Source organism: Paenibacillus pedocola (genome assembly GCF_031599675.1).
Taxonomy (GTDB): Bacteria; Bacillota; Bacilli; order Paenibacillales; family Paenibacillaceae; genus Paenibacillus_AQ; species Paenibacillus_AQ pedocola.
Genome location: NZ_CP134223.1, coordinates 4,890,389 through 4,911,016, shown reverse-complemented (window position 1 = coordinate 4,911,016; position 20,628 = coordinate 4,890,389). Strand labels below are relative to the sequence as shown.

The window sequence follows — 20,628 nt, the reverse complement described above, 5'->3', positions numbered from 1 at the left end:
AGGACCCCTGTGCAGCCCCGGGGTCCTTTTGTTCGCTATTAGTTGCCTGTATATTTCAACCAATCGTAATAGGCATACAGCGGATTAGCCCCGTTATATGATCCGAGCCAGGAATCGACGCCTGTACCGTTCCAGAGGTTCATCATGATTTTACCGGCATGGGAGGGAATATTGCTGGTGGCCGTATGCTTAAGCACTCCATCCACGTACCATTTAATCGACCCTGCCTGCCAATCGAAGGCATACGTATGATAACCCTGTGAAGCATCAAAGCCCAGATCGACAACCTTTTCATGTCCGCCAACGCCATTAGTGTAATAATTGAACTGTACTTTAGTCGTATCCTTGCCAAGGAATTCGATATCAATCTCATCCCATGGTGTTCCGTCGGAAGGACCGGTATACGTGAAGAAGGAGGAGACGATTCCGCTGTTTTTGGCCGGCATCATGCTGACCTCATATTTGCCGTAGCCATACTTGTTTGTAGAACGGTATTCTGCCCCGTCAAACTTATTGTAGCTGGAGCTGGTCAGTGCTAAACGAAGCTGTCCTCCGCTGGTAAACGAGATATTGTTGGCGCGCCAGGTACAGTTAAACATACCGCCATTGGAATAGCCGTCGGCTTTTTGCCAGGTTGCCGAATTGAAGTAGGTCAGAGGTTCATAAAAGACGGTGGCTGCCGAAACGGACGGAGCCCCCGCCAGCAGTCCGGCAAGCAGCAAAGTCAGACCTGCACCGCAAAATTTTTTTAGCCTTTTCATAATAATTGCACCCCTCCTCAAAATGTAAGCGTTTTACAATATGTATTTTAGCCAAGGCCGATTCCGTTCACCATACCAACTTTCGAACCTGTATAACAAAAAACAATTATTTGTTAGGCAACAAGAGTATTTTGCTTTCCTCCCACACATACTGATATCGTATGTCTGTCTTAGGCTGAATACGATCAGGAGGGATAATGTGGAGCAATGGTCGCAAAGCAAATGGTTCCGCTGGATGATCGGTGTGCTGCTCGCCCTGATCATTTTATATTTTGTCTGGCTGCTCCGTCCGATGCTGCATGGGATATTCGTTTTTTTAAAAGCGATTCTGGCGCCCTTTCTGGCTGCGATGATCATTTCCTACGTACTGAATCCGGTAGTCAGTATGCTGGCCGGGCGGAAAATGCCGCGGGGTGTGGCGGTGCTGCTCATCTATACTGTATTCCTGACCACGCTTGCCGTTATAGCCATTAACCTGATCCCGATGTTCATCGAACAGCTGGAGGAGCTGAATGAGCATTTGCCGGAAATGACGCTGCATGCGCAGGGCTTAATGCGGAAGATGAATACCAGGCTGATTCCGCCGGGTGTAGAAACAGGAATGAATAACTGGTTTTTTCAATTGGAGAACCGGCTTGCAGAGGGGATCTCCCATTTTCTCGATAATATCGGAACAACGATAGGCTTGCTGTTCAACGCCTTTATCGTGCCGTTTCTTGTTTTCTATATATTGAAGGACTTCGATGTATTTGAACGGACGGTGGTTTCCTGTCTGCCCCGCTCCCGCCGCAAGTCGATGGTGAAGCTGCTGAAGGATATTGATGATGCGCTCGGCAATTATATCCGCGGCCAGTTTCTGGTCTGCCTCATCATCGGAGTGCTGGCCTATATCGGTTACGCGATTATTGGTATGCCGTACGCCCTATTGTTTGCCTGCGTGGTGGCAGTGTTCAATATCGTTCCTTATATGGGCCCGTTTCTCGGGGCGGCTCCTGCGATTGTGATGGCGACTACGGTCTCGCTGCGGCTTGTGCTGCTGGTGGCGGTCGTGAATATGCTGTGCCAGATGCTGGAGAGCAATGTCATCTCTCCCCAGGTGGTGGGCCGCAGACTGCATCTTCATCCGCTGATGATCATTTTTGCCCTGCTGGTCGGCGGGGAGGTTGCAGGAATGATCGGCTTAATCCTCGCGGTGCCGATCTTTGCAGCCGGAAAAGTCGTCATACAGCATATCTTTACGTATTATATCCGGCGTAAGCCTGTATGAGCTGGCAAAAACATTGACTATAGACGACAAAGTTGTATATAATATTGTGTAATATTACGATTAGCATTTCAAATACCTATCGATGAAGAGGAGTATTAATTCGCTGGACGTTAGTTCAGAGAGCCGGTGTACAGGTGCAAGCCGGTTAACGAAGCGGATGAACTCACCTCGGAGTAACGGCGCAAACCGCAGGTGCCTGTAAAACATTTTTACAGCGTCCGGCGTGTGAACCGTCGTCGCCTCACCCCCGATAAAGGGTGTCAAAGTGAGTGGCAGGCAGAGCATGTCCAGCCGCTAACTAGGGTGGTACCACGGGAATTCAAACCTCTCGTCCCTAGCGTAAATACGCTAGGGATGGGAGGTTTTTTTGCGAATATAAGAATTTATAGATTTTAAGCTATAAATCACCCTTATATTTCTCGCGAAAACGGATGCCGTCCTTCAAAGACGGCGAAGCCGTTTTCACTTACAAGCAGCATTACTCCAAGGAGGAGAATTAGATGAGCGAGAATCAGACAAGTACGGCAGCCGGGGCTGGCTACCGCGCCCAGACCATCGAGCCGAAATGGCAGAAATTCTGGGATGAGAACAAAACCTTCAAGACCGGCGAGAGCCAGGACAAACCGAAATTTTACGCGCTGGATATGTTTCCGTATCCTTCTGGCGCAGGGCTGCATGTAGGCCATCCGGAAGGGTATACGGCGACAGATATCATCTCCCGCTACAAACGGATGCGCGGCTACAATGTGCTTCATCCGATGGGCTGGGATGCTTTCGGTCTTCCGGCAGAGCAGTATGCGATGGACACGGGACAGCATCCGCGCGATATTACGTTCAAAAATATCGACAACTTCCGCCGCCAGATCAAATCACTGGGCTTCTCGTATGACTGGGACCGCGAGATCAGCACAACGGATCCGGAATATTATAAATGGACACAGTGGATTTTCATCCAGCTGTACAACCGCGGATTGGCTTATGTGGCAGAGGTATCGGTCAACTGGTGTGAAGCGCTGGGAACCGTACTGGCTAATGAAGAGGTTATTGACGGCAAAAGCGAGCGCGGCGGCCATCCTGTCGTCCGCAGACCCATGCGCCAATGGATTCTGAGAATTACGGAGTATGCTGAACGTCTGCTTGAGGATCTGGATGAGCTGGACTGGGAAGAAAGCATCAAGGATATGCAGCGCAACTGGATCGGCAAATCCACCGGTGCGGAAGTGAACTTTGCCATTGACGGCCATGAGGCGAGTCTGGAAGTATTCACTACCCGTCCGGATACGTTGTTCGGAGCAAGCTATTGTGTGCTGGCACCTGAGCATAAACTGGTCGATATCATTACAACCGAAGCCCAGGCTGCTGCGGTTGCAGACTACCGCGACAAAGCAGCCCGCAAGAGTGATCTGGAACGTACAGACCTCGCCAAGGAGAAAAGCGGCGTATTCACCGGCGCTTATGCGGTTAATCCGGTAAACGGCGCTAAAGTGCCGATCTGGATTGCCGATTATGTACTGGCCGGTTACGGTACCGGAGCGATCATGGCTGTTCCGGGACATGATACCCGTGACTGGGAGTTCGCCAAGCAGTTCGGCCTGAACATCATCGAAGTCGTACAGGGCGGCAACGTGGAGGAAGAAGCCTACTCTGGCGACGGCCCGCATGTGAACTCTGACTTCCTGAATGGTCTGGAGAATAAAGAGGCTATCGCGAAGATGATCGCCTGGCTGGAAGAAAAGGGCAGCGGTAAAGGCAAAGTAACCTACCGCCTGCGCGACTGGCTGTTCAGCCGCCAGCGCTACTGGGGTGAGCCGATTCCGATTCTGCATCTGGAAGACGGCACGATGAAGACTGTTCCAGTAGATCAGCTGCCCCTGATGCTGCCGGATGTAGATGCGATTAAGCCTTCGGGTACCGGCGAATCCCCGCTGGCCAACGTTACCGAGTGGGTAGAGACGGTTGATCCGGAGACCGGCATGAAAGCCCGCCGCGAGACCAACACCATGCCGCAATGGGCCGGCAGCTGCTGGTACTACCTGCGTTATATCGATCCGCGTAACGACAAAGAGCTGTGTTCACCGGAGAAGCAAAAGGAATGGCTGCCGGTTGACCTGTACATCGGCGGAGCTGAGCATGCGGTGCTTCACTTACTGTATGCCCGCTTCTGGCACAAAGTGCTGTACGATATCGGTGTAGTGGATACGAAGGAACCGTTCCACAAGCTGGTGAACCAGGGCATGATCCTGGGGAACAACAATGAGAAGATGAGTAAATCGCGCGGCAATGTCATCAACCCGGATGAGATTGTGGAAGCCTACGGGGCAGATACCCTGCGTGTCTATGAAATGTTCATGGGGCCGCTGGAAGCCACCAAGCCGTGGAATGAAAAAGGCGTGGAAGGCATCCACCGCTTCCTCTCCCGTGTATGGCGCCTGTTCGTGAACGAAGACGGCAGCCTCAGCGCAAAAATTACGGCGGGCGGCGGTACTGATGAGTTCAAACGCACCTGGCACAAGACGCTGAAAAAGGTGGGTGATGATTTCGAACACCTGCGCTTCAATACAGCGATCAGCCAGCTGATGATTTTCATCAACGATGCCTACAAGCAGGAGAGCCTGTCCAAGGAAGCGGCAGAGCACTTCGTACAGATGCTGTCGCCGCTGGCGCCGCATATTGCCGAAGAGCTGTGGCAGCTGCTCGGCCACGAAGGAAGCATCAGCTATGTCCCTTGGCCGGCTTATGAAGAAGCCTGGACGGTGGATGCTGAGGTTGAAATCGTCGTACAGGTGAACGGCAAGATCGTACAGCGTGCACTGGTAGCTGCGGATATGGGCCAGCAGGAAATGCAGGATCACGCACTGGCACTGCCGAATGTGAAAGCAGCTGTAGAGGGCAAAACCGTACGTAAAATCATTGCGGTTCCCGGCAAGCTTGTAAATATTGTAGTGGGTTAAGCGAAGAACGCAACTCTACCCGCAGCTACGGATGATTCCGTGCTGCGGGTTTTTGTTTCTTGCCATATGAACGGACGCAGGAACTGGAAATGGCTTTCCTTACAAGAGTCGACTAGCGGTCCAATGGACCTTGAATGATCCCGCTCTGGCCAAAGAGAGCATCCAGCCTGTGCAGATCCTCATTGTATTTGTCGTGAGTTGTGGTGATCAGCCGTTCGAATACGCCTTCCAGGCTGGAACGCAGGTGGTTCAGTGCCTCCGCCGTAATTCCTCCGCGGACGGCAACCCGTTCCTGCAGCTCCTGGGGAGTGAACCCCCCTTCCGTCAGCAGCTTGCCTGTACCAAGCAGCATTTCACCGGCCAGCCGGCTGACCAGTGCCTCGTCGATGCCGGTCGCTTCTACAGCCGCTTCAATCCACCGTTCCAGAAAATAGCTGAGGAACGCCGGACCGCAGCTGGAGAAATCAGAGGCAATCCGGGTATGACTCTCAGGGATTTCCGCAGGGATGCCAATAAATGATAATAGCTGGAGCAGCATCAGTCTGTCTTTTTTATTTAACCTGCTGCCGAAGATGCAAAGAGAAGTCCCGCTCTTGACGGAATGAGTGATGCTGGGAATAATCTTGGCAACTTTGGAAGGCAGAACGGATTCCAGATGGTAGAGCTGGACAGGACTTGTAATGGATACCACTATTTGCTCGCTGCGCAGACAAGGAGCAATTTCATCACTTAGTGTTTTGAACTGCAGAGGTTTGACACATAAAAAGACAATATCGCTTCCTGACGCGGTTTCGCTGTTGTTTGCGCAAACCGTAATACCGGGGTGAAGCTTCTTGAGCTCCAGCAGCTTGCCCGGGCTGCGGTTACTGGCCAGCACATCACATGGATCAAGTGCTCCCGAACTAAGAAAGGTCTCAATGAGCAGACCGCCCATGCTGCCTGTTCCGATAAATCCCACTTTCATCCTGTGGTTACCTCCTTTCTTATGTTGCTGGGCTTACAGGAATACTCTTCGTTAAATGTATGCGGGTCAGTCTTGGACAAATGACAGGTTTTAAACGTATTTTTGAATAAAATTCCAGTTAGATGAAGGAGGACGGCTTGATGAACAAAAGAATGATCGGTTCTGTGATCGCTGCCGCGCTGCTGGGCGGAGGATTGATCTGGGCTGCGGACCACAGGGCAGAAGAGGGGATCGCAGGCTGGGAGACGCTGAACGCCGGAATGGCGCAGGTTTTGGGGGCGGGAGATGGTGGGGCGGAAACAGGAGAAGGTGGTGTTGCTCGTAACGTTGCTTCCGGTAATGGTGCGTTAGAAAGCGACGTGGATAACGAGGCCGGGGCATCGGATGCCGTAAGCGGTAGCGCGGGCGGATCAGTGGCTGACGGTGCAGCAGCGGGCAGCGGAGCCGCAGTTTCAGGTGCAGTGAGCGGGAGTGTGTCGGCTGGATCGGCGGGTAGCGGTGGAGGCGCAAGCAGCACAGCGGCTGAAACCATTGTAAGTACGGCACCCCCTGCTGCAGTCCCACCAGCGGCGGACGGCAGGATAAATGTGAACACAGCAGATGCCCAAGCGCTGATGAACCTGCCGGGCATCGGGGAGAAGAAAGCGCAGGCGATCATCGACTACCGCAGCAGTACAGGGGCGTTCCGCAGCTTAGCCGATTTGGGTAAGGTGAAAGGGATCGGCCCGAAGATGCTGGAGCAACTGGAGTCGCTGGTTGTTTTTTGAGGCAGAAAGCTCCGTGTGTTATATTGACGGGAACTGGAGCAATCGCCCTTGGAGTAGTTTATAGTTCCATTGTCGGCCATTTCACCACACATCCGGTGGTCATTTAGCTCGAAGCAGAGAACTATAGACTCGGTTAGTACGATAACTGTATCTGGCTGCAGTTAAAAAGCATCAATTCAGCTGATTTCTAGCTGTAATTGTATTTTGTACATTTGGAATGGGCTGTGTACCGTTTACGGCTGGATAATGTGATAAGCAAGTGTATGAAGTGCAGTTAAATTCTTTTTCAAATTAGTCTCAGCGGTTATAAGTGTATAGAATGCAGCTGCAGTGAGAAATCAACTTTTCACCGGAAACGTCCTGAGCAGGCTGTTTACCGGACATGCTTTATAGTGAAAGAATGCAGCATTATGGTACAATAATGAACAACTATTTATGAGGAAGTGGAGATTGCTGATGACTGTGGCCTACCGTAAGAACTGGGATACATACTTCATGGACATTGCCTGCATGGTCTCCACCCGCTCACGCTGCCCCCGCCGCCATGTCGGCGCTGTGCTGGTGCAAGGTAAGAAGCTGCTGGGCACTGCCTATAACGGCGCACCCATGGGTGTTCCGGACTGCTCGGAAGCTGGCTGTATGGTCTCTGAGCAATATGAGCGGGAGATCGTTGGCGGCGTAGAGACGATGGTGAAGAAGCAGCGCTGTATCCGCACAATTCATGCTGAGCAGAATCTGCTGCTGTTCACCGACCGGAGTGACCGGGAAGGCAGTACAGTCTATGTCACAGATGAGCCGTGCTGGACCTGCGCTAATATGCTGGCTAACAGCGGCATTGTGGAGATCGTCTATCTGCGTCCTTACCGCAAGGATATGGAGAAGGTAGAGGCCATGCTGGGCTCCAAGGGGATCGTGTTCCGCCAATTGGAGAACTATGAGCCGCCGAAGGAGACCATGATCACTGTATCAGAATAACCGGCGGCGCTGCCGCAGCCGGAGTAAGAATAAGCTTCAGGGGAAGAACCTCTGCACACGCTATGTTTGCGTATGCAGAGGTTCTTTTTTTGTGAACAGGCGATTACAGAAGGAGGATGTTCATGAACAGAAGGCCGCTCTTAAGCTTCACAATCTGCTGGATTGCCGGCAGCTCGGCAGGCTGCTTATTCTCCGGTCACGGACTGCTGATCTACATCGCCGGCTGTTTGCTGCTGGTCGGGATCTGGGCAATCAGCGGGGGGATACGCTGGAGAACAGCAGCGGTGTTCGGTCTGGCAATTGCTGCAGCAGCCCTGTATTGGGAATGGAGCGAGGCCCGCAATGTCAGCCTGCTGCCGGAGGCGCTGGGAAAACCGGCAATCGAATTGAATGAGATTTACGTTACAGCCGCAGGTGTTATAACATCTCCGGTGGATCGGGACGGGGACCGGGTGGATTTTACGGTAAAGCTGTCCCAGATCGGAATGGATCAGCAGGAGGGTCAGGTAAAAGACGCAGCAGGTGAACTTGTCGCCGTGCAAGTTAAGCTCCAGGCTGAAAGTGAAATCGCCGTGGCTGCCGGATGGCAGCGGGGAGACAGGGTAGTCATTGAAGGAGAGCTGGAGCAGCCGCAGGCGGCGCGGAATTTTGGCGGATTCGACTACCGTGCATATCTGCTGACCCAGAAAATCCACTGGCTGCTAAAAGGGGCGGGAACGGCCAGCGTTAAGGATAAACCTCCGGTATCATGGGGGCCTTCCAGTATCCTGCGCTGGAATGATGCGGCACGCGCTGTGCTCGGTGCAGAGATGGACCGCTTATTTCATGGGGCGCATGCCGGATATATGAAGGGTCTGGTCATAGGAATCCAGAAGGATCTGGATCCGGAAACCTTCAAGCAGTTCTCGCAGCTGGGCCTGACGCATATTCTGGCCATCTCGGGGATGCATGTTGCTGTTTACGTCGGGGTGATCTTATTTGTCCTGCGCCGCTGCCGCGTTACCAGAGAAACGGCTATAACGATAACCTTGCTGCTTGTTCCGGTATATGTACTGCTGTCCGGTGCCGGGCCGTCGATTGTTCGCGCCGGGCTGATGAGCATGATCGCCTTGCTGGCCGCCAGGTTCGGCCTGCTTAAGGACGGGATGAACATCTTGGCTGCTTCAGCGCTGCTGATGCTGGTCTGGAATCCCTATCTTCTGCTCAGTGTCAGCTTTCAGCTGTCCTTTCTGGTAACGGCGGGGCTCATGGTGTACACGCCTCTGGCCGCGCCTTTGTTTAGACGTCTTCCCAGGTGGCTGGGCAGCACCGTTTCGGTTACATTAATCGCGCAGCTGGTCTCTTTTCCGCTCACAATCTATTATTTTAATCAATTTTCGCTGCTGTCCTTTCTCGCAAATCTGCTGCTCGTTCCGTTTATCACTTTTCTGGTGCTGCCGCTCGGAACGCTGACGCTGCTGCTAGGACGGTTCTGGAACGAGGGAGCACTTGTCATTGTACGGTTTGCCGAGTTTTTGAATAACGCAACGTTTGCAGGGGTGAAGCGGGTGAACGGATTTAGTGCGGGAGTTCTGATCTGGGGTTCACCTTCACTATTATGGATTTGCGTTTATTACATGCTGCTCTATGGCCTGCTGTATATCCTGAAGCAGCGGACAGAAGCTAGAGTCGCTCCCCAGTACATGGAGGATGAAACCAGACCGTTGTCAGAGCTCGAACACCCGGGGGACGATAGTCGACTCCATCACAAAGCCAGAAGGGGCGGAGCGTTATCGCCTCATCAGCCGTTCCCCATTCCGGGTTCATCCCGCTGGAGTGGTCCGGCTGCTGTGCTATGCGCCGCCGGGATAGCGCTCCTGCTGTACAGAGGCTATTATGCGGAGGAACTGAGTGCTGGCGAGGGGGCTATCAGCTATCTGGATGTGGGCCAGGGTGACAGCATCCTGATTACTACACCGGAGGGAGCGCATATTCTGGTCGACGGCGGGGGGACGGTTAGCTTCGGGGACCGGGGAGAATGGCGCATCCGCCGCAGCCCGTTTGAGATCGGTGCCAAAACGCTGCTGCCCTTGCTGAAGCAGCGGGGCATCCACCAGCTGGACGCAGTGATATTAACCCATGGCGATCAGGATCACGCGGGCGGGCTGCAGGCTGTACTGGAAGGCATGCCAGTCTCGGCACTGCTGTTCAACGGAACGCTGACCGGCACAGAAGCGTATGGCGAACTGATGGATACGGCGCTTGCGCAGGGTGTCCGGATGTACGCCGTACATCAGGGGCAGATGCTTGCTCCGGATGATGAGACGCGGTTGTTTTTCCTTTGGCCGGAGCCACAGGAGGATAGTCATACACTACTCCATGAAGTCGAGGACCAGAATCACGAATCTGTCGCATTCCGGCTGGAGATGAACGGCCACAGCTTTCTTTTTACTGGAGATATGGATGAGGCGGCGGAGGAAGACATTATTCAAGCGGGGCAGCAGTCCGGAATAGGTGAAAGCGGGCCTATCGACGTGCTGAAAGTAGCGCACCACGGCAGCAAAACCGCAACAAGTGCAGCCTGGCTGAAGTTCTGGAATCCCGCTGCAGCGGTGATCTCTGCCGGGGTCAACAATCTGTACGGGCACCCCAATGCCGGTGTATTGGAACGATTGTCAGACTCGGCTGCGGCGGTATACCGGACGGATCTGCAGGGAGAGATTCAGCTCAGGGTACGGAAGGAAGGGGTAAGGGTGAGGCATAAGCTTTAAGCACCCGGCACCCATCATTTGCATGAAATAATTTCCCCAAGCAGCTGACTATCCGCCTTTTCGGTGCAGATGAACTATTCTTTAAGATCACTTCTCCATCAGTGGAATTTGCAATCCCCTGTACCCTGTTCCTGCAATTGCTGTTATCATGCTGGTAAGGTTTGTCGCTAATCCCCGCCTGATTCGCCAGCGCTCTGGTGAACGGTATCGGATGCATGTAAGCTATTATGAAATATTACCGCCATTACCGGCCCCTTCGGATGTTTACATAGAATATAGGAAAATTGAGGGAACCAATTGCAGCCTGGTGAGTCTTATTGGGCGAGAGGTGAGAGAGAACATGCACAGTGAAGAATTACCTTATGCCGTGGCCTATGCGCCGTCCATGACGCTTCGGGAGATGATGGAGACGTACGGCTCGGATGTGTGGCATTATGCGTTTTTCCTGACCCGCAGCCGCGAGCAGGCGAATGACATCAGCCAGGAGGTGTTCCTGAAAGCTTACCGGAGCATCGGAAAATACCGCGGCAACGCCACCCTGAAAACCTGGCTGCTGACGATCACCCGCAATACGGCATTCAGCTGGAGACGGAGCAGCTTTTGGCGCAGGTTTGCCCCGCTTGGAAGCGAGCAGGGAGTACGCCAAGCGATGTCTGCGGAAAAGGAAGCGATCAGCAACCAGTATGTAAGCCGGATCTGGGAGCTGATTATGGAGCTGCCGGATAAGCACAGGGAGGTACTGGTGCTGGAGATTCAGCAGGAACTGTCCACCGCGGAAATGGCTCTACTGCTCGGTGTAGCCGAAGGAACGGTCAAATCCCGGCTGTCGCGGGCCAGAGACAAAGTGAGAAAGGCGCTTGAGGAGGAGGAACGATGAAGAGTAAACAGTTTGAGAAATCAGCAAACACGTCGAATCAAAAGCCGGAATGGTACCGCCAGGCCGGACGCAGTCCTTTTCAGGAGGACGGCTTCACCCCGGAGCTGATGGCCCGGATCGAGCTGGCAGCTGACAGCCGTGCTGCGGCGGGCAGAAGATTCTTTTCACGCAAAAGCTTCAGTCTTGCCGGTTTATCGGCCCTCCTGCTGTTCGGTGTGCTGGTCTGGCCGCTTGGGAGCCTCGGCAAGGGGGATTACGCAGCTCAAATTGCCTCCTTGTTCAGTAAATCTACCGCTGCCGCTGTGCAGCCATCGGCTGTACCTTCTCCATCAGCGGAAGCGAAGGATTATAATCCGCCTGTAGGCTCGGCAGAGTTCGAAATCGGAGGGCAGAAGTATTATATGCCTTTGTCATTTAGCGGAGATAAGTCAAACGCGCGTGCAGTCGAGACAGATGCAGGCATTGTCTGGTCTCCGCCGCCACCGGTAGTAAATTACACTAAACCCAAGCTGACTCATAACACAGAACCGTATTCGCTTTATCTGACTCCCAAAGGTCATCCGGAGCTGTCGGCTGCATCAGCAAAACGCATCTATACCTTCCCGCTCTATGCCGGTGGGGCACAAACATACTATAACCTGATGGGAGTTGAAGGTGCCGGGAAGTATGCGATTTTGGTTAGCAGCACATATACGCTAGGGGAAGGACGCGCCAATTATTCCAAAGGGAAGCTGTCTGTCATTGACGTGCAAAAGGCAGCTGCGGGAGCAACTGTAACACCAACAGAGATATTTACGGTAGAAAAGGAATATGGAAACTATAAGTCATTTATCTCCATCGACCTGAAGCATGAGGAATTGCTACTGGTGTACTATACCCCCGGGGATAACGGGAAGTGGATTGCCCATAACAAGCTGTATGATCTTAAAACCGGCGAATCGCAGTTGCTTACTGGAGAGTTCACTGCAAATCAAAAGGATTCAGGCGCTAAAAAATCGACCTCGTTTGCAGACCACGACTTGAATACTTTGATCCAAAGTAAGATCCTAACTGCACACTATGAAGTAAACGGCGAGAAACGCTCACCTGAAATCACGCTGCCGCTTGGCCAGCAATGGATCTATGACTGGTGGTTTGAAGAATACGGTGTGAAGTATGAGCAGCAGTACTAAGGAGTTTCGCGTAAGCTGTAGCTCCGATAATTGATTACTAGATAATTTACTAAAAAAAAGCTATACTTTTGATAATATCAAAGGTATGGCTTTTTTATATAGGCAGAGTGGAGCGGAAAAATGAAGAAATTAACGATTGAGGATGTTGCTCAAAAAGCGGGAGTGTCCAAAAGCACAGTCTCGCAATTTTTGAATAAACGGTTTAAATATATGAGCGAGGCCACGAAGAACCGGATTGCCGATGTGATTGAGGAGCTGAACTATCAGCCGAACGGCCTGGCCCGCAGCCTTAAGCAGAACCGTACCCACATGGTCGGGATCATTGTCGCGAATATTGACTATTCCTTGTCCATCCAGTGCATCCGGGCGATCGAAAATGAGCTGTCGCTGCGCGGCATTCAGGTCATTATCTGCAATGCCGATGAGAATGCTGATAAAGAGAATACTTATGTGGAAACGTTAATCGCGCGCCAGGTAGACGGGTTGATTATTTTCCCTACAGGCGATCAGTCTTCTGCTTATAGCAAGTTAATTGATGCAGAATATCCGCTTGTTTTCATGGACCGGCTGGTGGAGGGGGTAACGACCCAGAGTCTGCTGCTGGATAATGAAATGGCCGTCAAAACAGCGGTTAAGGAGCTGACGCGCCACGGTCATGAGGCGATTGCGATTCTTTCACTGCCGCTCGGGGAGCATGCAATTACACCGCGCAAGGAAAGAATGAGCGGCTACAAAAAGGCAATGGAGGAAGCGGGTCTGCCACTCAATGACCGGTACATGCGCAGTGTGCCGCGGGAAGAGATCTCCGCTGCGCTGGATGATCTGCTGCGCCACCCGCAGCCCCCGACAGCGCTGCTCGCCGCCAACGACCTGGTGCTGGGCGAAATTCTCAAGTATGCGAACCGTCATTCCATTGCCATCCCCAGCCGTCTGTCCGTCATCGGCATAGACGATGCCGAGTTTGCCCGGATTTACAATCCGGCCATTACGACGATCCGCCAGCCGGCTTATGAGATGGGCATGCAGGCGGCGAAGCTGATGCTCTCATTGATTGAGGATCAGGATGCTGCCGTCCCGATTACGTACCGTTTTCCGCCTGCACTCCAGCTGGGCCAGTCGGTCCAGCCGCCGTCAGCAGCTGAATAAACCGTTTTATGCTCCGCCAAACGCGATGGCCCTTGTGTCCGCAGGATGCTATGCTGCCAATGTAACAAGAAAGAGCAGCGATCCCTCAATAACGGGGATCGCTGCTCTTTCTGTTGTTATACTATTTCTGCGGTGCGGATATTCGCAATTGCCCCTAAACGCTGGCATTCATGAATTGTTCCAATCCTTCACGGGTTGGCAGACCATCCATATCTCCGGGAGACATAACTGCCAGTGCGCCGATTGCATTACCGCGTCTCACGGCTTCGGCTACGGAGAGCTGCTCAAGCATCGCGCTGATCACACCAACGGCGAATCCATCCCCGGCTCCTACCGTATCAACGACCTCTTTCACCTTGAACCCGTTCACATAACCTTCTTCTCCGGTGGCAGTTTTATAATAAGCACCTTCCGGGCCCAGCTTAATCACCACGAGCGATACTCCCCGCTGCAGATAGTAACCGGCGATTTCCTCCGGTGTCTCAAGCCCGGTCAGAATTTTGCCTTCGCTAAGGCCCGGCAGGAACCAGTCGCAGCGTGTAGCGAGATCATTGATCGTTTTTACCATCGTCTCTGTGTCTGGCCAAAGGGTTGGACGCAGATTCGGGTCTAGGGAAACGGTTTTGCCGTTCTTTTTCATAAATTCCATCGCATGCAGGGAGAATTCATGGCAGGACTTCGAAAGAGCTGAAGAAATGCTGGTTACATGCAGATGGCCTGCGGATGCAAAATAATTTTCATCAAAATCAGCCAGGCTAAGCTTGGAGGCTGCGGAATTTTTGCGGAAATATTCTACCTTGGGATCGCCGGTAAGCACCTTGGATTTGATCAGCATGCCGGTTGAGAATTCTTTGGTATAAGTGATGCTGTCAGTGTCAATGCCCTCTTTGTTCAAGGCCATGGTGATGAATTGGCCGAAGTTATCTTCGCCAAGCTTGGTTACGTATCCGGTCTTGTGGGCCAGACGCGACAGTCCGGTTGCTACATTGCTCTCTGCCCCGGCCAGTGCCTTGGAGAATGAGGTGACCTCATGCAGCGGGCCTGTCTCATTGGCATAAAACATCGCCATCGGTTCTCCGAAGGTGACGGCGTTCAGTTGTTTGCTCATTAATATTCCTCCTCAGGGTCATACAAAGCCCTGTATATTGATTAGTAATTTGAAATTATCATATAAATCGGTTTTGTACAATAAGGCATTACTCATTCCGCAGGGAGAATTTTGTGGAAAATAATATAGTTGATCGAAAAGTCCTTATTTGGTAAGGTTTTTTGTGGTTTTTTTTAGCTAGTCTTCAGATTTGTATAAAAACTTATTGACTGTTAACGGTATTATTATTACTATTTCCATAGAAGTATTTATGAGTGTGTTAGTAAATTAGATAAAATAGTTTATCTAAAATAATATTTTATGCATTTGATTTTTGCAATGGAATCTATTTTTTATTAGGAGAGGAAGTTTAATCATGAAGAAAATAAAAGTTTTACAAAACATTACATCTGTTGGTGTAGTTGCGGTTATTCGTGCGGATAATGCCGACGATGCTTATAAAATGTCAGCTGCCTGTATCGAGGGCGGACTGAACAACATTGAGGTTACCTTTACGACTCCGGATGCAGATGTGGCGATCAAGCGCCTGGTAGCAGAATACGGCAGCCGTGCAGTGATTGGTGCAGGTACAGTGCTCGACCCCCTTACAGCGAGAATTGCCATTCTTGCCGGATCGGAGTTTGTGGTTAGCCCTTCTTTTGAAGAAGAGACTGCCAAGATGTGCAATCTATACGGGATTCCTTACATGCCGGGCTGTATGACGCTGAATGAAATGAAGGAAGCGCTGAAGCTGGGCGTAGACGTGCTGAAGCTCTTCCCGGGCAGCGCCTTCGGACCTGATTATGTCAAAGCAGTCAAAGGACCGATGCCGCATGTCAACATCATGCCTACAGGCGGTGTGGATCTGAACAACATGGAGAAATGGATTGCGAACGGCTGCATTGCAGTAGGTATCGGCGGCAACCTGACCGCTCCGGCCAAGGAAGGCCGCTACGACCAGATCACCGAGCTGGCTGCGCAGTATGTAGCTAAGTTTAAAGAGATTAAGGGTGCGTAATCACTGGCTCCAGGCTCTGATGATATACATCTGCAGAAAATCCGGACTGTCCGGTCGCAATTAGCGGCCAGGCAGTTTTTTTGTGAAATTCCTACATCTATATGAAGCTAAATGATGGTTTTTCTCCGTTCAGGGCAATACTTACAGAGAAGGCACTTAAGAACAGACCTCAGCTCTGAAGAATGTCTCTGACCTAAGAAAGGAGCCGTCATGCGCGGGAATGAAGATCATAGGACACTGTACCGGACCTTGCATGAAGAAGAAGCCGAATATGTGCAGATTCTGTCTGCTGTGCGCGGCTGCCGGGTGACTGCCGGTAAGATGTATCAATTGCACCGGAATTATAATAATCCGCATATTTTTGAACAGGGTGAAATGTATGTAGTGGATGATGACTCCAAGGACAATTACGCAGTATTGATGCTGTGTGCTACCCTACTATATCGATAATCCGGGCTGTCTCCAGTGTAGCGAAATATGCTGCGGAGGCGGCCCTTATTTGATTTCAATTTTGTAATAAACTTCTGTAAAAGAATATTTGAAGATTGTGCGCTTCCCTTGTATGCTTAGTAAGGATTATGGACGGTTTCCGGACGGAACCAATAGGTCTCCAAGACATAACATGTAAAGTTTGGTATTCTTAAAATATTGATTACAGGCTTGCAACAAATTCGCAGTCTTACGCGTCAGTAAGATTGCATAGAGAGGGGGAACCTTCGTGGTGGAGCAGGGACTCATCAGAGCCGCTCAAGCGGGCGATCGCGACGCTCTAATCACCCTATTGCGGGAAATTGAAGGACATGTGTATAAGACGGCCTTCTACATTTTGCATAATGAACAGGACGCTCTGGATGCCTCACAGGAAGCGCTCATCAGAGTGTATACCAAAATTGGTTCCTATGAAGAGAAAGCCCAATTCAAAACATGGGTTCAGCGGATCGTGACCAACATTTGCATTGACAAATTCAGGAGAACGAAGCCTACCGTTTCTATCGATGAGCACGAGATGGTGTTCCAGGATAATAAACATAACGTAGAGCGCGAAGTCATGTCCGGTTATCTGGCGGAGGATATCCGCGAGGCGATCGAACAGTTGCCGGAGCATCACCGGACGGTGATTGTACTGCGGTATTTACAGGATTTTTCTTACAACGAGATTGCAGACTGTCTGGACCTGCCGCTGAACACGGTGAAATCTTATCTGTTCCGGGCCCGGCAGCAGCTGCAGAATAGACTTCAGGAGTATCAGAAAGGTGGTGTATCAGGATGAAGTGCACGGAGGTGATAGAATGGATGCACCGTTATTTGGATCATGATCTCAGTCCAGATGAAACTATAGAGATGTATCGGCATATCGACAACTGTCCTTCTTGCGCGGAAGTCTTTAACCGGTTGACTCTGCTCTCCGAACAATTGGAACAGCTGCCGGACGTTAAGCCTCCTTTCAGCCTGGTTGATTCAATTATGCCTCAGCTTGAGAAAATTGATCTTGGTGTTCAAGCAGAGGATGCAGCAGCTTCGGAGGACACTAAAGTCATTCCAATGACACGCAAAGGTACTCATAGCCAAACAGTGAAAGGAACCTCCAGAGTAGCTTCCATGGCCGCGCGGACAGGCATTGGCGCAGTTGCTGCTGCGATTATTCTGGTGATTGCCCTCTTTAATATGCCGGACAGCATGCCGGCGGCAGATGTGGAGCAAGCGTTGAACCAGGCGGCTGATACGGCTGGAAGCAATGAAGCCATGAGCAAGATGACAACGGGGAATTCGGATACGGCAGCGACGGAAGGCGCGGATAACGCTGCTGCGCCTGATGAGCTTAACGCTCAACTCTCTGAATCCGCAGGCGCAAGCGACGGTGGAACCGTTGATGGTGGAGCAGCGGACAGTGCGGCTCCGGCTACGATAGACGCCGGACCGGCAGCGGAAGCTACAGAAGCGGGCCCTGCTGTGAGTGAGGGTCCCGCTTCGGCAAAGCGGAGCACGTCAGTTACCCGTAACAGTGAACTGGCTACTCCGGCCCCCCGGTCTGACATCAAAAGCGGCGGCGGCAATATGAGTGCTCAGGACGCCCGGACCTTTAATGATGAGGATACGGCTGCAGACAATTCAGCGCCGGCGCAGGATGTTGAGCAGACTCCGGCGGCTGAAGAAGCCGGAACGATGGGGCTGCTGCCTATGCTGAAAGCCCAGTCCCCCTGGTACTCACCGGACGGAAAGTATTCTGCCGAGCTTGCCGGACAGCAGCTGGTAATCTATAACGTTCCGTCAAGCGGCCTTCAGGAGGAACGGACCGCGGTAACCTCGCTTCCGCTGGAAGGCACGTGGGTATCCGGTACTTGGTCGGAGGACAGCCTCCAGTTTACGTATGTAACCTTGAAGGATGGCTCCGAAGTTTCCAAGGTATACAACGTTCCGGATGCCGGAGCCGCCGGGGCACCGTCAGCTTCGCCGGACGCTTCGGCGACAGCCCTTCCGGGTAATAAATAATTATAGTTGGAACTTTTTAGGGGCACCCGGAATATGCTATGGTAAGAGGACAGGAATTACAGGATTTGCGAGTTTCATCGGTATGACCGCCGGAAGTGAAGTTTCTAGAGCTTCTCCTTCCGTCGTTTATATAGATGCGCCGCTGAAACGGAGCAACTTTGGCTTTAGTGCCGAGGTTGCTCCGTTTTTGCATGGAACAAAGCAGCGAAGCTCCCTATGTTTAAAACGTTTTTTTTGTTAAACTATAAAATGGTTATGATGAAATGGAAAAGGAAGTGGCAGGATGGATGCCAAAACGGCGGCCAAAGACATCAGGCAGGGGAAAGTTTCACCGCTATATGTGCTCTACGGCAGTGAGAAATTCCGGATGAATGAATTTGCGGCCTTGCTGGAGGATCACCTGATCGCCAAAGAGGATCGTGATTTTGCGGTAATTCCCTTCGACCTCTCCGAGACGCCGGTGCAGGCGGTAGTGGAGGAGGCGGAGACCGTCCCGTTCATGGTGGAGCGCAAGCTGCTGCTGGTGAGGGATGCCTCGCTGTTTACAGCGGGCAAAGAGAATGCGAAAATTGAGCACCGGGTAGAGCTGTTAAGTGAATACATGCAGGCTCCGGCCGATTTTAGTGTAATTGTGTTTCTGGTCAATAACGATAAGCTGGATGAACGCAAAAAGATAGTCAAAGCTGCCAAAGCTGCCGGAACGGTACTGGCTTTTAATCCGCTGGGTGCAGAAGAGCTGCTGCGCTGGGTGGAAAAAGGTTTTAAAGACCGCGGCTGCGCAGTGGCCCCGGGAACCGCAGAGGCACTTGTAGCAAGCGCTGGCACAGGGCTGCAGAACCTGTCCGCAGAGATGGACAAGCTGTGCCTGTTCACCGGTGCCGGCGGTACTGTGGATGCCGCAGCTGTGGAGAGCCTTGTACACCGGGGAACCGAGCAGAATGTGTTCACGCTGGTGGAGGATATAGCGAATCTGCGCCTGGATAAGGCACTTAATACACTCTATGAGCTGCTGAAGCAACGCGAGGAGCCGATTAAGATTGCCGCGCTGATCGCCCGGCAGTTCCGGATCATCCTGCAGGTTAAGGATCTGTCTGCGCTCAGCTATTCACAGGGCCAGATTGCCTCTCAAGTCGGACTTCATCCGTATGCCGTTAAGCTGGCCGGAGAGCAGGCCCGCAAGTTTGAGAGCCAGCGGCTGCGGCAAATTCTGAGCATTCTGGCGGATCTGGATTACCAGATGAAGACAGGTGCCATCGACAAGGTGCTCGGGCTGGAGATGTTTATGCTGCGTCTGGGCGCCTAACTTTGCCTGATACGCTCCCCATATAGCAGACGGGTAATGAAAATCTGTCGCTGTATGGGGAGCTTTTTTTGCCCATTGCCGCGTATTTAATCAGCAGCAAAAAAACTGGCCCCGATGCAGCATCGGCGCCAGTTACAAGTTGATGGTCAAAAACCGGATTTAGAGATTCGCCACAAGAAGGGCGATAATAGCCAGAAAGGCAGGGAGGCCCTGGACGAACAGGATGGATTTCTTAGCCGTCATGCCGCCATAGACCGCTGCAACCAAGACACAGATCAAGAAAAACAGCTGAAGCTGAAATCCGAACGTGTCGTTCGGATGGAGCAAGCCCCACACCAGACCGGCAGCCAGAAAACCATTGTACAGACCTTGGTTGGCTGCGAGTGATTTCGTGTCCTGCGCGAACTCCCTAGTGGTCCCGAACGCCTTCTGCGCTCTGGGGGTAGTCCACATAAACATCTCCAAGGCTAAAATATACACATGCTCCAGCGCTACGAGCGCCACAAGTATAGTACTCAAAATCATCATTTTAATTCCCTCTTTTGTGTTGGATTAGGCGGGATAGCCTCCGCCAGGTGGCGGCCAGGCCCCGTGGAGACGGCGAAGTATAACTATTTCTCCTAAATGGTAGGAATTATGAGAGGCGATGTTACGTAATATCCCGCCCTTAGTTTCCCCCGGAAAACCTAGGAGCGGTTCGTCCAGCTGTACGGTCCGGGCAAAAGCAACAGCCTTTTCCACGCCTTGCAGCAGATGCCTCACGGTGTCCTGCCATTCTGCCTCGTCTACAGGGGCTTCCTCTACCGGCCAGCTCTCCCTTACATTTCCTGGCGCTTGCGGTTTTCCCCCCTCCAGAAAGGTTAGCATGAAATCCTGCCAATAGCTCATGTGCTTCAATAATTGATAAATGCTGTACGGGATCCCTTCCGTGCGTTCTCCAGCGAGCTCGGGTGTAATATCCGGCAATGCTCTGGCAATCGGGATATGCCCGCGTTCTCCAATCAGTGATTTCACAAGAGCCTCACCAAAAGCAGAATTGGATTCGGACATCATGAAGCTCCTTTCTTTAGTTTACTAATAGCATCCAAATTATATTTTGC

General features: G+C 52.0%; 18 protein-coding genes. 13 read left to right on the top strand and 5 right to left on the bottom strand.

What is annotated here, in order from left to right; translation table 11 throughout:
* Positions 1-38: 38 nt before the first annotated feature.
* Positions 39-761, bottom strand: a complete 723-nt coding sequence (gene bglS, locus QU597_RS21815; RefSeq protein ID WP_310829800.1) for a beta-glucanase — start codon at positions 759-761, stop codon at positions 39-41.
* 199 nt (positions 762-960) lie between these two features.
* On the opposite strand from bglS, the gene QU597_RS21810 reads away from it, so the two are divergent.
* Together QU597_RS21810 and leuS are read left to right on the top strand one after the other, a co-directional pair.
* Positions 961-2,028, top strand: coding sequence for an AI-2E family transporter (locus QU597_RS21810; protein WP_310829799.1), 1,068 nt, complete (start codon positions 961-963; stop codon positions 2,026-2,028).
* Between the two features lie 500 nt (positions 2,029-2,528).
* Positions 2,529-4,979, top strand: a complete 2,451-nt coding sequence (leuS, locus tag QU597_RS21805) for a leucine--tRNA ligase (protein WP_310829798.1) — start codon at positions 2,529-2,531, stop codon at positions 4,977-4,979.
* A 112-nt stretch (positions 4,980-5,091) separates the two neighbouring features.
* Here the strand turns inward: leuS and comER are convergent, their stop codons facing one another.
* Complete coding sequence (comER, locus tag QU597_RS21800) at positions 5,092-5,943, bottom strand: late competence protein ComER (protein WP_310829797.1); 852 nt, start codon at positions 5,941-5,943, stop codon at positions 5,092-5,094.
* Between the two features lie 140 nt (positions 5,944-6,083).
* Between comER and QU597_RS21795 the strand changes: the two genes are divergently transcribed.
* The 6 genes from QU597_RS21795 (at position 6,084) to QU597_RS21770 (ending at position 13,630) form a co-directional block, all read left to right on the top strand.
* Positions 6,084-6,710: a ComEA family DNA-binding protein gene (locus QU597_RS21795; protein WP_310829796.1), complete on the top strand. Its 627-nt coding sequence runs from the start codon at positions 6,084-6,086 to the stop codon at positions 6,708-6,710.
* A gap of 456 nt (positions 6,711-7,166) precedes the next feature.
* Positions 7,167-7,685 (top strand): deoxycytidylate deaminase, encoded by a 519-nt coding sequence (locus tag QU597_RS21790; protein WP_236333265.1) that lies wholly within the window; start codon positions 7,167-7,169, stop codon positions 7,683-7,685.
* Positions 7,686-7,807: 122 nt separating this feature from the next.
* Positions 7,808-10,435, top strand: coding sequence for a ComEC/Rec2 family competence protein (locus QU597_RS21785; RefSeq protein ID WP_310829795.1), 2,628 nt, complete (start codon positions 7,808-7,810; stop codon positions 10,433-10,435).
* A gap of 340 nt (positions 10,436-10,775) precedes the next feature.
* Entirely contained in the window at positions 10,776-11,312 is a 537-nt protein-coding gene (locus QU597_RS21780; RefSeq protein ID WP_310829794.1) for an RNA polymerase sigma factor, read from the top strand.
* A complete protein-coding gene (locus tag QU597_RS21775; protein ID WP_310829793.1) occupies positions 11,309-12,484 on the top strand; it encodes a hypothetical protein in 1,176 nt (391 codons plus the stop codon). Before QU597_RS21780 ends, QU597_RS21775 begins: the two co-directional genes overlap by 4 nt.
* A 120-nt stretch (positions 12,485-12,604) precedes the next feature.
* Positions 12,605-13,630, top strand: a complete 1,026-nt coding sequence (locus QU597_RS21770) for a LacI family DNA-binding transcriptional regulator (protein WP_310829792.1) — start codon at positions 12,605-12,607, stop codon at positions 13,628-13,630.
* Between the two features lie 154 nt (positions 13,631-13,784).
* Here QU597_RS21770 and QU597_RS21765 read toward each other — a convergent pair whose 3' ends face one another.
* The gene (locus QU597_RS21765; RefSeq protein WP_310829791.1) at positions 13,785-14,738 is read right to left on the bottom strand and encodes a sugar kinase; all 954 of its coding nucleotides are present in this window, start codon (positions 14,736-14,738) and stop codon (positions 13,785-13,787) included.
* Between the two features lie 355 nt (positions 14,739-15,093).
* On the opposite strand from QU597_RS21765, the gene QU597_RS21760 reads away from it, so the two are divergent.
* From QU597_RS21760 to holA, 5 genes are all read left to right on the top strand, one after another.
* Positions 15,094-15,735: a bifunctional 2-keto-4-hydroxyglutarate aldolase/2-keto-3-deoxy-6-phosphogluconate aldolase gene (locus QU597_RS21760; RefSeq protein ID WP_310829790.1), complete on the top strand. Its 642-nt coding sequence runs from the start codon at positions 15,094-15,096 to the stop codon at positions 15,733-15,735.
* 210 nt (positions 15,736-15,945) lie between these two features.
* On the top strand, positions 15,946-16,185 hold the full coding sequence (locus QU597_RS21755; RefSeq protein ID WP_310829789.1) for a hypothetical protein: 240 nt from the start codon (positions 15,946-15,948) through the stop codon (positions 16,183-16,185).
* Between the two features lie 268 nt (positions 16,186-16,453).
* Positions 16,454-17,005, top strand: coding sequence for an RNA polymerase sigma factor (locus QU597_RS21750; protein WP_054941836.1), 552 nt, complete (start codon positions 16,454-16,456; stop codon positions 17,003-17,005).
* Positions 17,002-18,225 (top strand): anti-sigma factor family protein, encoded by a 1,224-nt coding sequence (locus QU597_RS21745; protein WP_310829788.1) that lies wholly within the window; start codon positions 17,002-17,004, stop codon positions 18,223-18,225. Before QU597_RS21750 ends, QU597_RS21745 begins: the two co-directional genes overlap by 4 nt.
* A gap of 283 nt (positions 18,226-18,508) precedes the next feature.
* Positions 18,509-19,528: a DNA polymerase III subunit delta gene (gene holA / locus QU597_RS21740; protein ID WP_206101565.1), complete on the top strand. Its 1,020-nt coding sequence runs from the start codon at positions 18,509-18,511 to the stop codon at positions 19,526-19,528.
* A 159-nt stretch (positions 19,529-19,687) separates the two neighbouring features.
* Here the strand turns inward: holA and QU597_RS21735 are convergent, their stop codons facing one another.
* Both QU597_RS21735 and QU597_RS21730 read right to left on the bottom strand, forming a co-directional pair.
* Positions 19,688-20,056, bottom strand: a complete 369-nt coding sequence (locus tag QU597_RS21735; protein WP_310829787.1) for a DUF1304 domain-containing protein — start codon at positions 20,054-20,056, stop codon at positions 19,688-19,690.
* 24 nt (positions 20,057-20,080) lie between these two features.
* Positions 20,081-20,578 carry a DinB family protein gene (locus QU597_RS21730; RefSeq protein WP_310833381.1) on the bottom strand — a complete coding sequence of 166 codons (498 nt, stop codon included), beginning with the start codon at positions 20,576-20,578 and terminating at the stop codon, positions 20,081-20,083.
* Between the last annotated feature and the right edge of the window lie 50 nt (positions 20,579-20,628).

What these genes read in the sequence shown, in the direction of transcription:
- bglS (WP_310829800.1), bottom strand. Translation starts at nt 761, where the DNA reads ATGAAAAGGCTAAAAAAATTTTGCGGTGCAGGTCTGACTTTGCTGCTT.
- leuS (WP_310829798.1), top strand. Translation starts at nt 2,529, where the DNA reads ATGAGCGAGAATCAGACAAGTACGGCAGCCGGGGCTGGCTACCGCGCC.
- comER (WP_310829797.1), bottom strand. Translation starts at nt 5,943, where the DNA reads ATGAAAGTGGGATTTATCGGAACAGGCAGCATGGGCGGTCTGCTCATT.
- QU597_RS21795 (WP_310829796.1), top strand. Translation starts at nt 6,084, where the DNA reads ATGAACAAAAGAATGATCGGTTCTGTGATCGCTGCCGCGCTGCTGGGC.
- QU597_RS21790 (WP_236333265.1), top strand. Translation starts at nt 7,167, where the DNA reads ATGACTGTGGCCTACCGTAAGAACTGGGATACATACTTCATGGACATT.
- QU597_RS21785 (WP_310829795.1), top strand. Translation starts at nt 7,808, where the DNA reads ATGAACAGAAGGCCGCTCTTAAGCTTCACAATCTGCTGGATTGCCGGC.
- QU597_RS21780 (WP_310829794.1), top strand. Translation starts at nt 10,776, where the DNA reads ATGCACAGTGAAGAATTACCTTATGCCGTGGCCTATGCGCCGTCCATG.
- QU597_RS21775 (WP_310829793.1), top strand. Translation starts at nt 11,309, where the DNA reads ATGAAGAGTAAACAGTTTGAGAAATCAGCAAACACGTCGAATCAAAAG.
- QU597_RS21770 (WP_310829792.1), top strand. Translation starts at nt 12,605, where the DNA reads ATGAAGAAATTAACGATTGAGGATGTTGCTCAAAAAGCGGGAGTGTCC.
- QU597_RS21765 (WP_310829791.1), bottom strand. Translation starts at nt 14,738, where the DNA reads ATGAGCAAACAACTGAACGCCGTCACCTTCGGAGAACCGATGGCGATG.
- QU597_RS21760 (WP_310829790.1), top strand. Translation starts at nt 15,094, where the DNA reads ATGAAGAAAATAAAAGTTTTACAAAACATTACATCTGTTGGTGTAGTT.
- QU597_RS21755 (WP_310829789.1), top strand. Translation starts at nt 15,946, where the DNA reads ATGCGCGGGAATGAAGATCATAGGACACTGTACCGGACCTTGCATGAA.
- QU597_RS21745 (WP_310829788.1), top strand. Translation starts at nt 17,002, where the DNA reads ATGAAGTGCACGGAGGTGATAGAATGGATGCACCGTTATTTGGATCAT.
- holA (WP_206101565.1), top strand. Translation starts at nt 18,509, where the DNA reads ATGGATGCCAAAACGGCGGCCAAAGACATCAGGCAGGGGAAAGTTTCA.
- QU597_RS21735 (WP_310829787.1), bottom strand. Translation starts at nt 20,056, where the DNA reads ATGATGATTTTGAGTACTATACTTGTGGCGCTCGTAGCGCTGGAGCAT.
- QU597_RS21730 (WP_310833381.1), bottom strand. Translation starts at nt 20,578, where the DNA reads ATGTCCGAATCCAATTCTGCTTTTGGTGAGGCTCTTGTGAAATCACTG.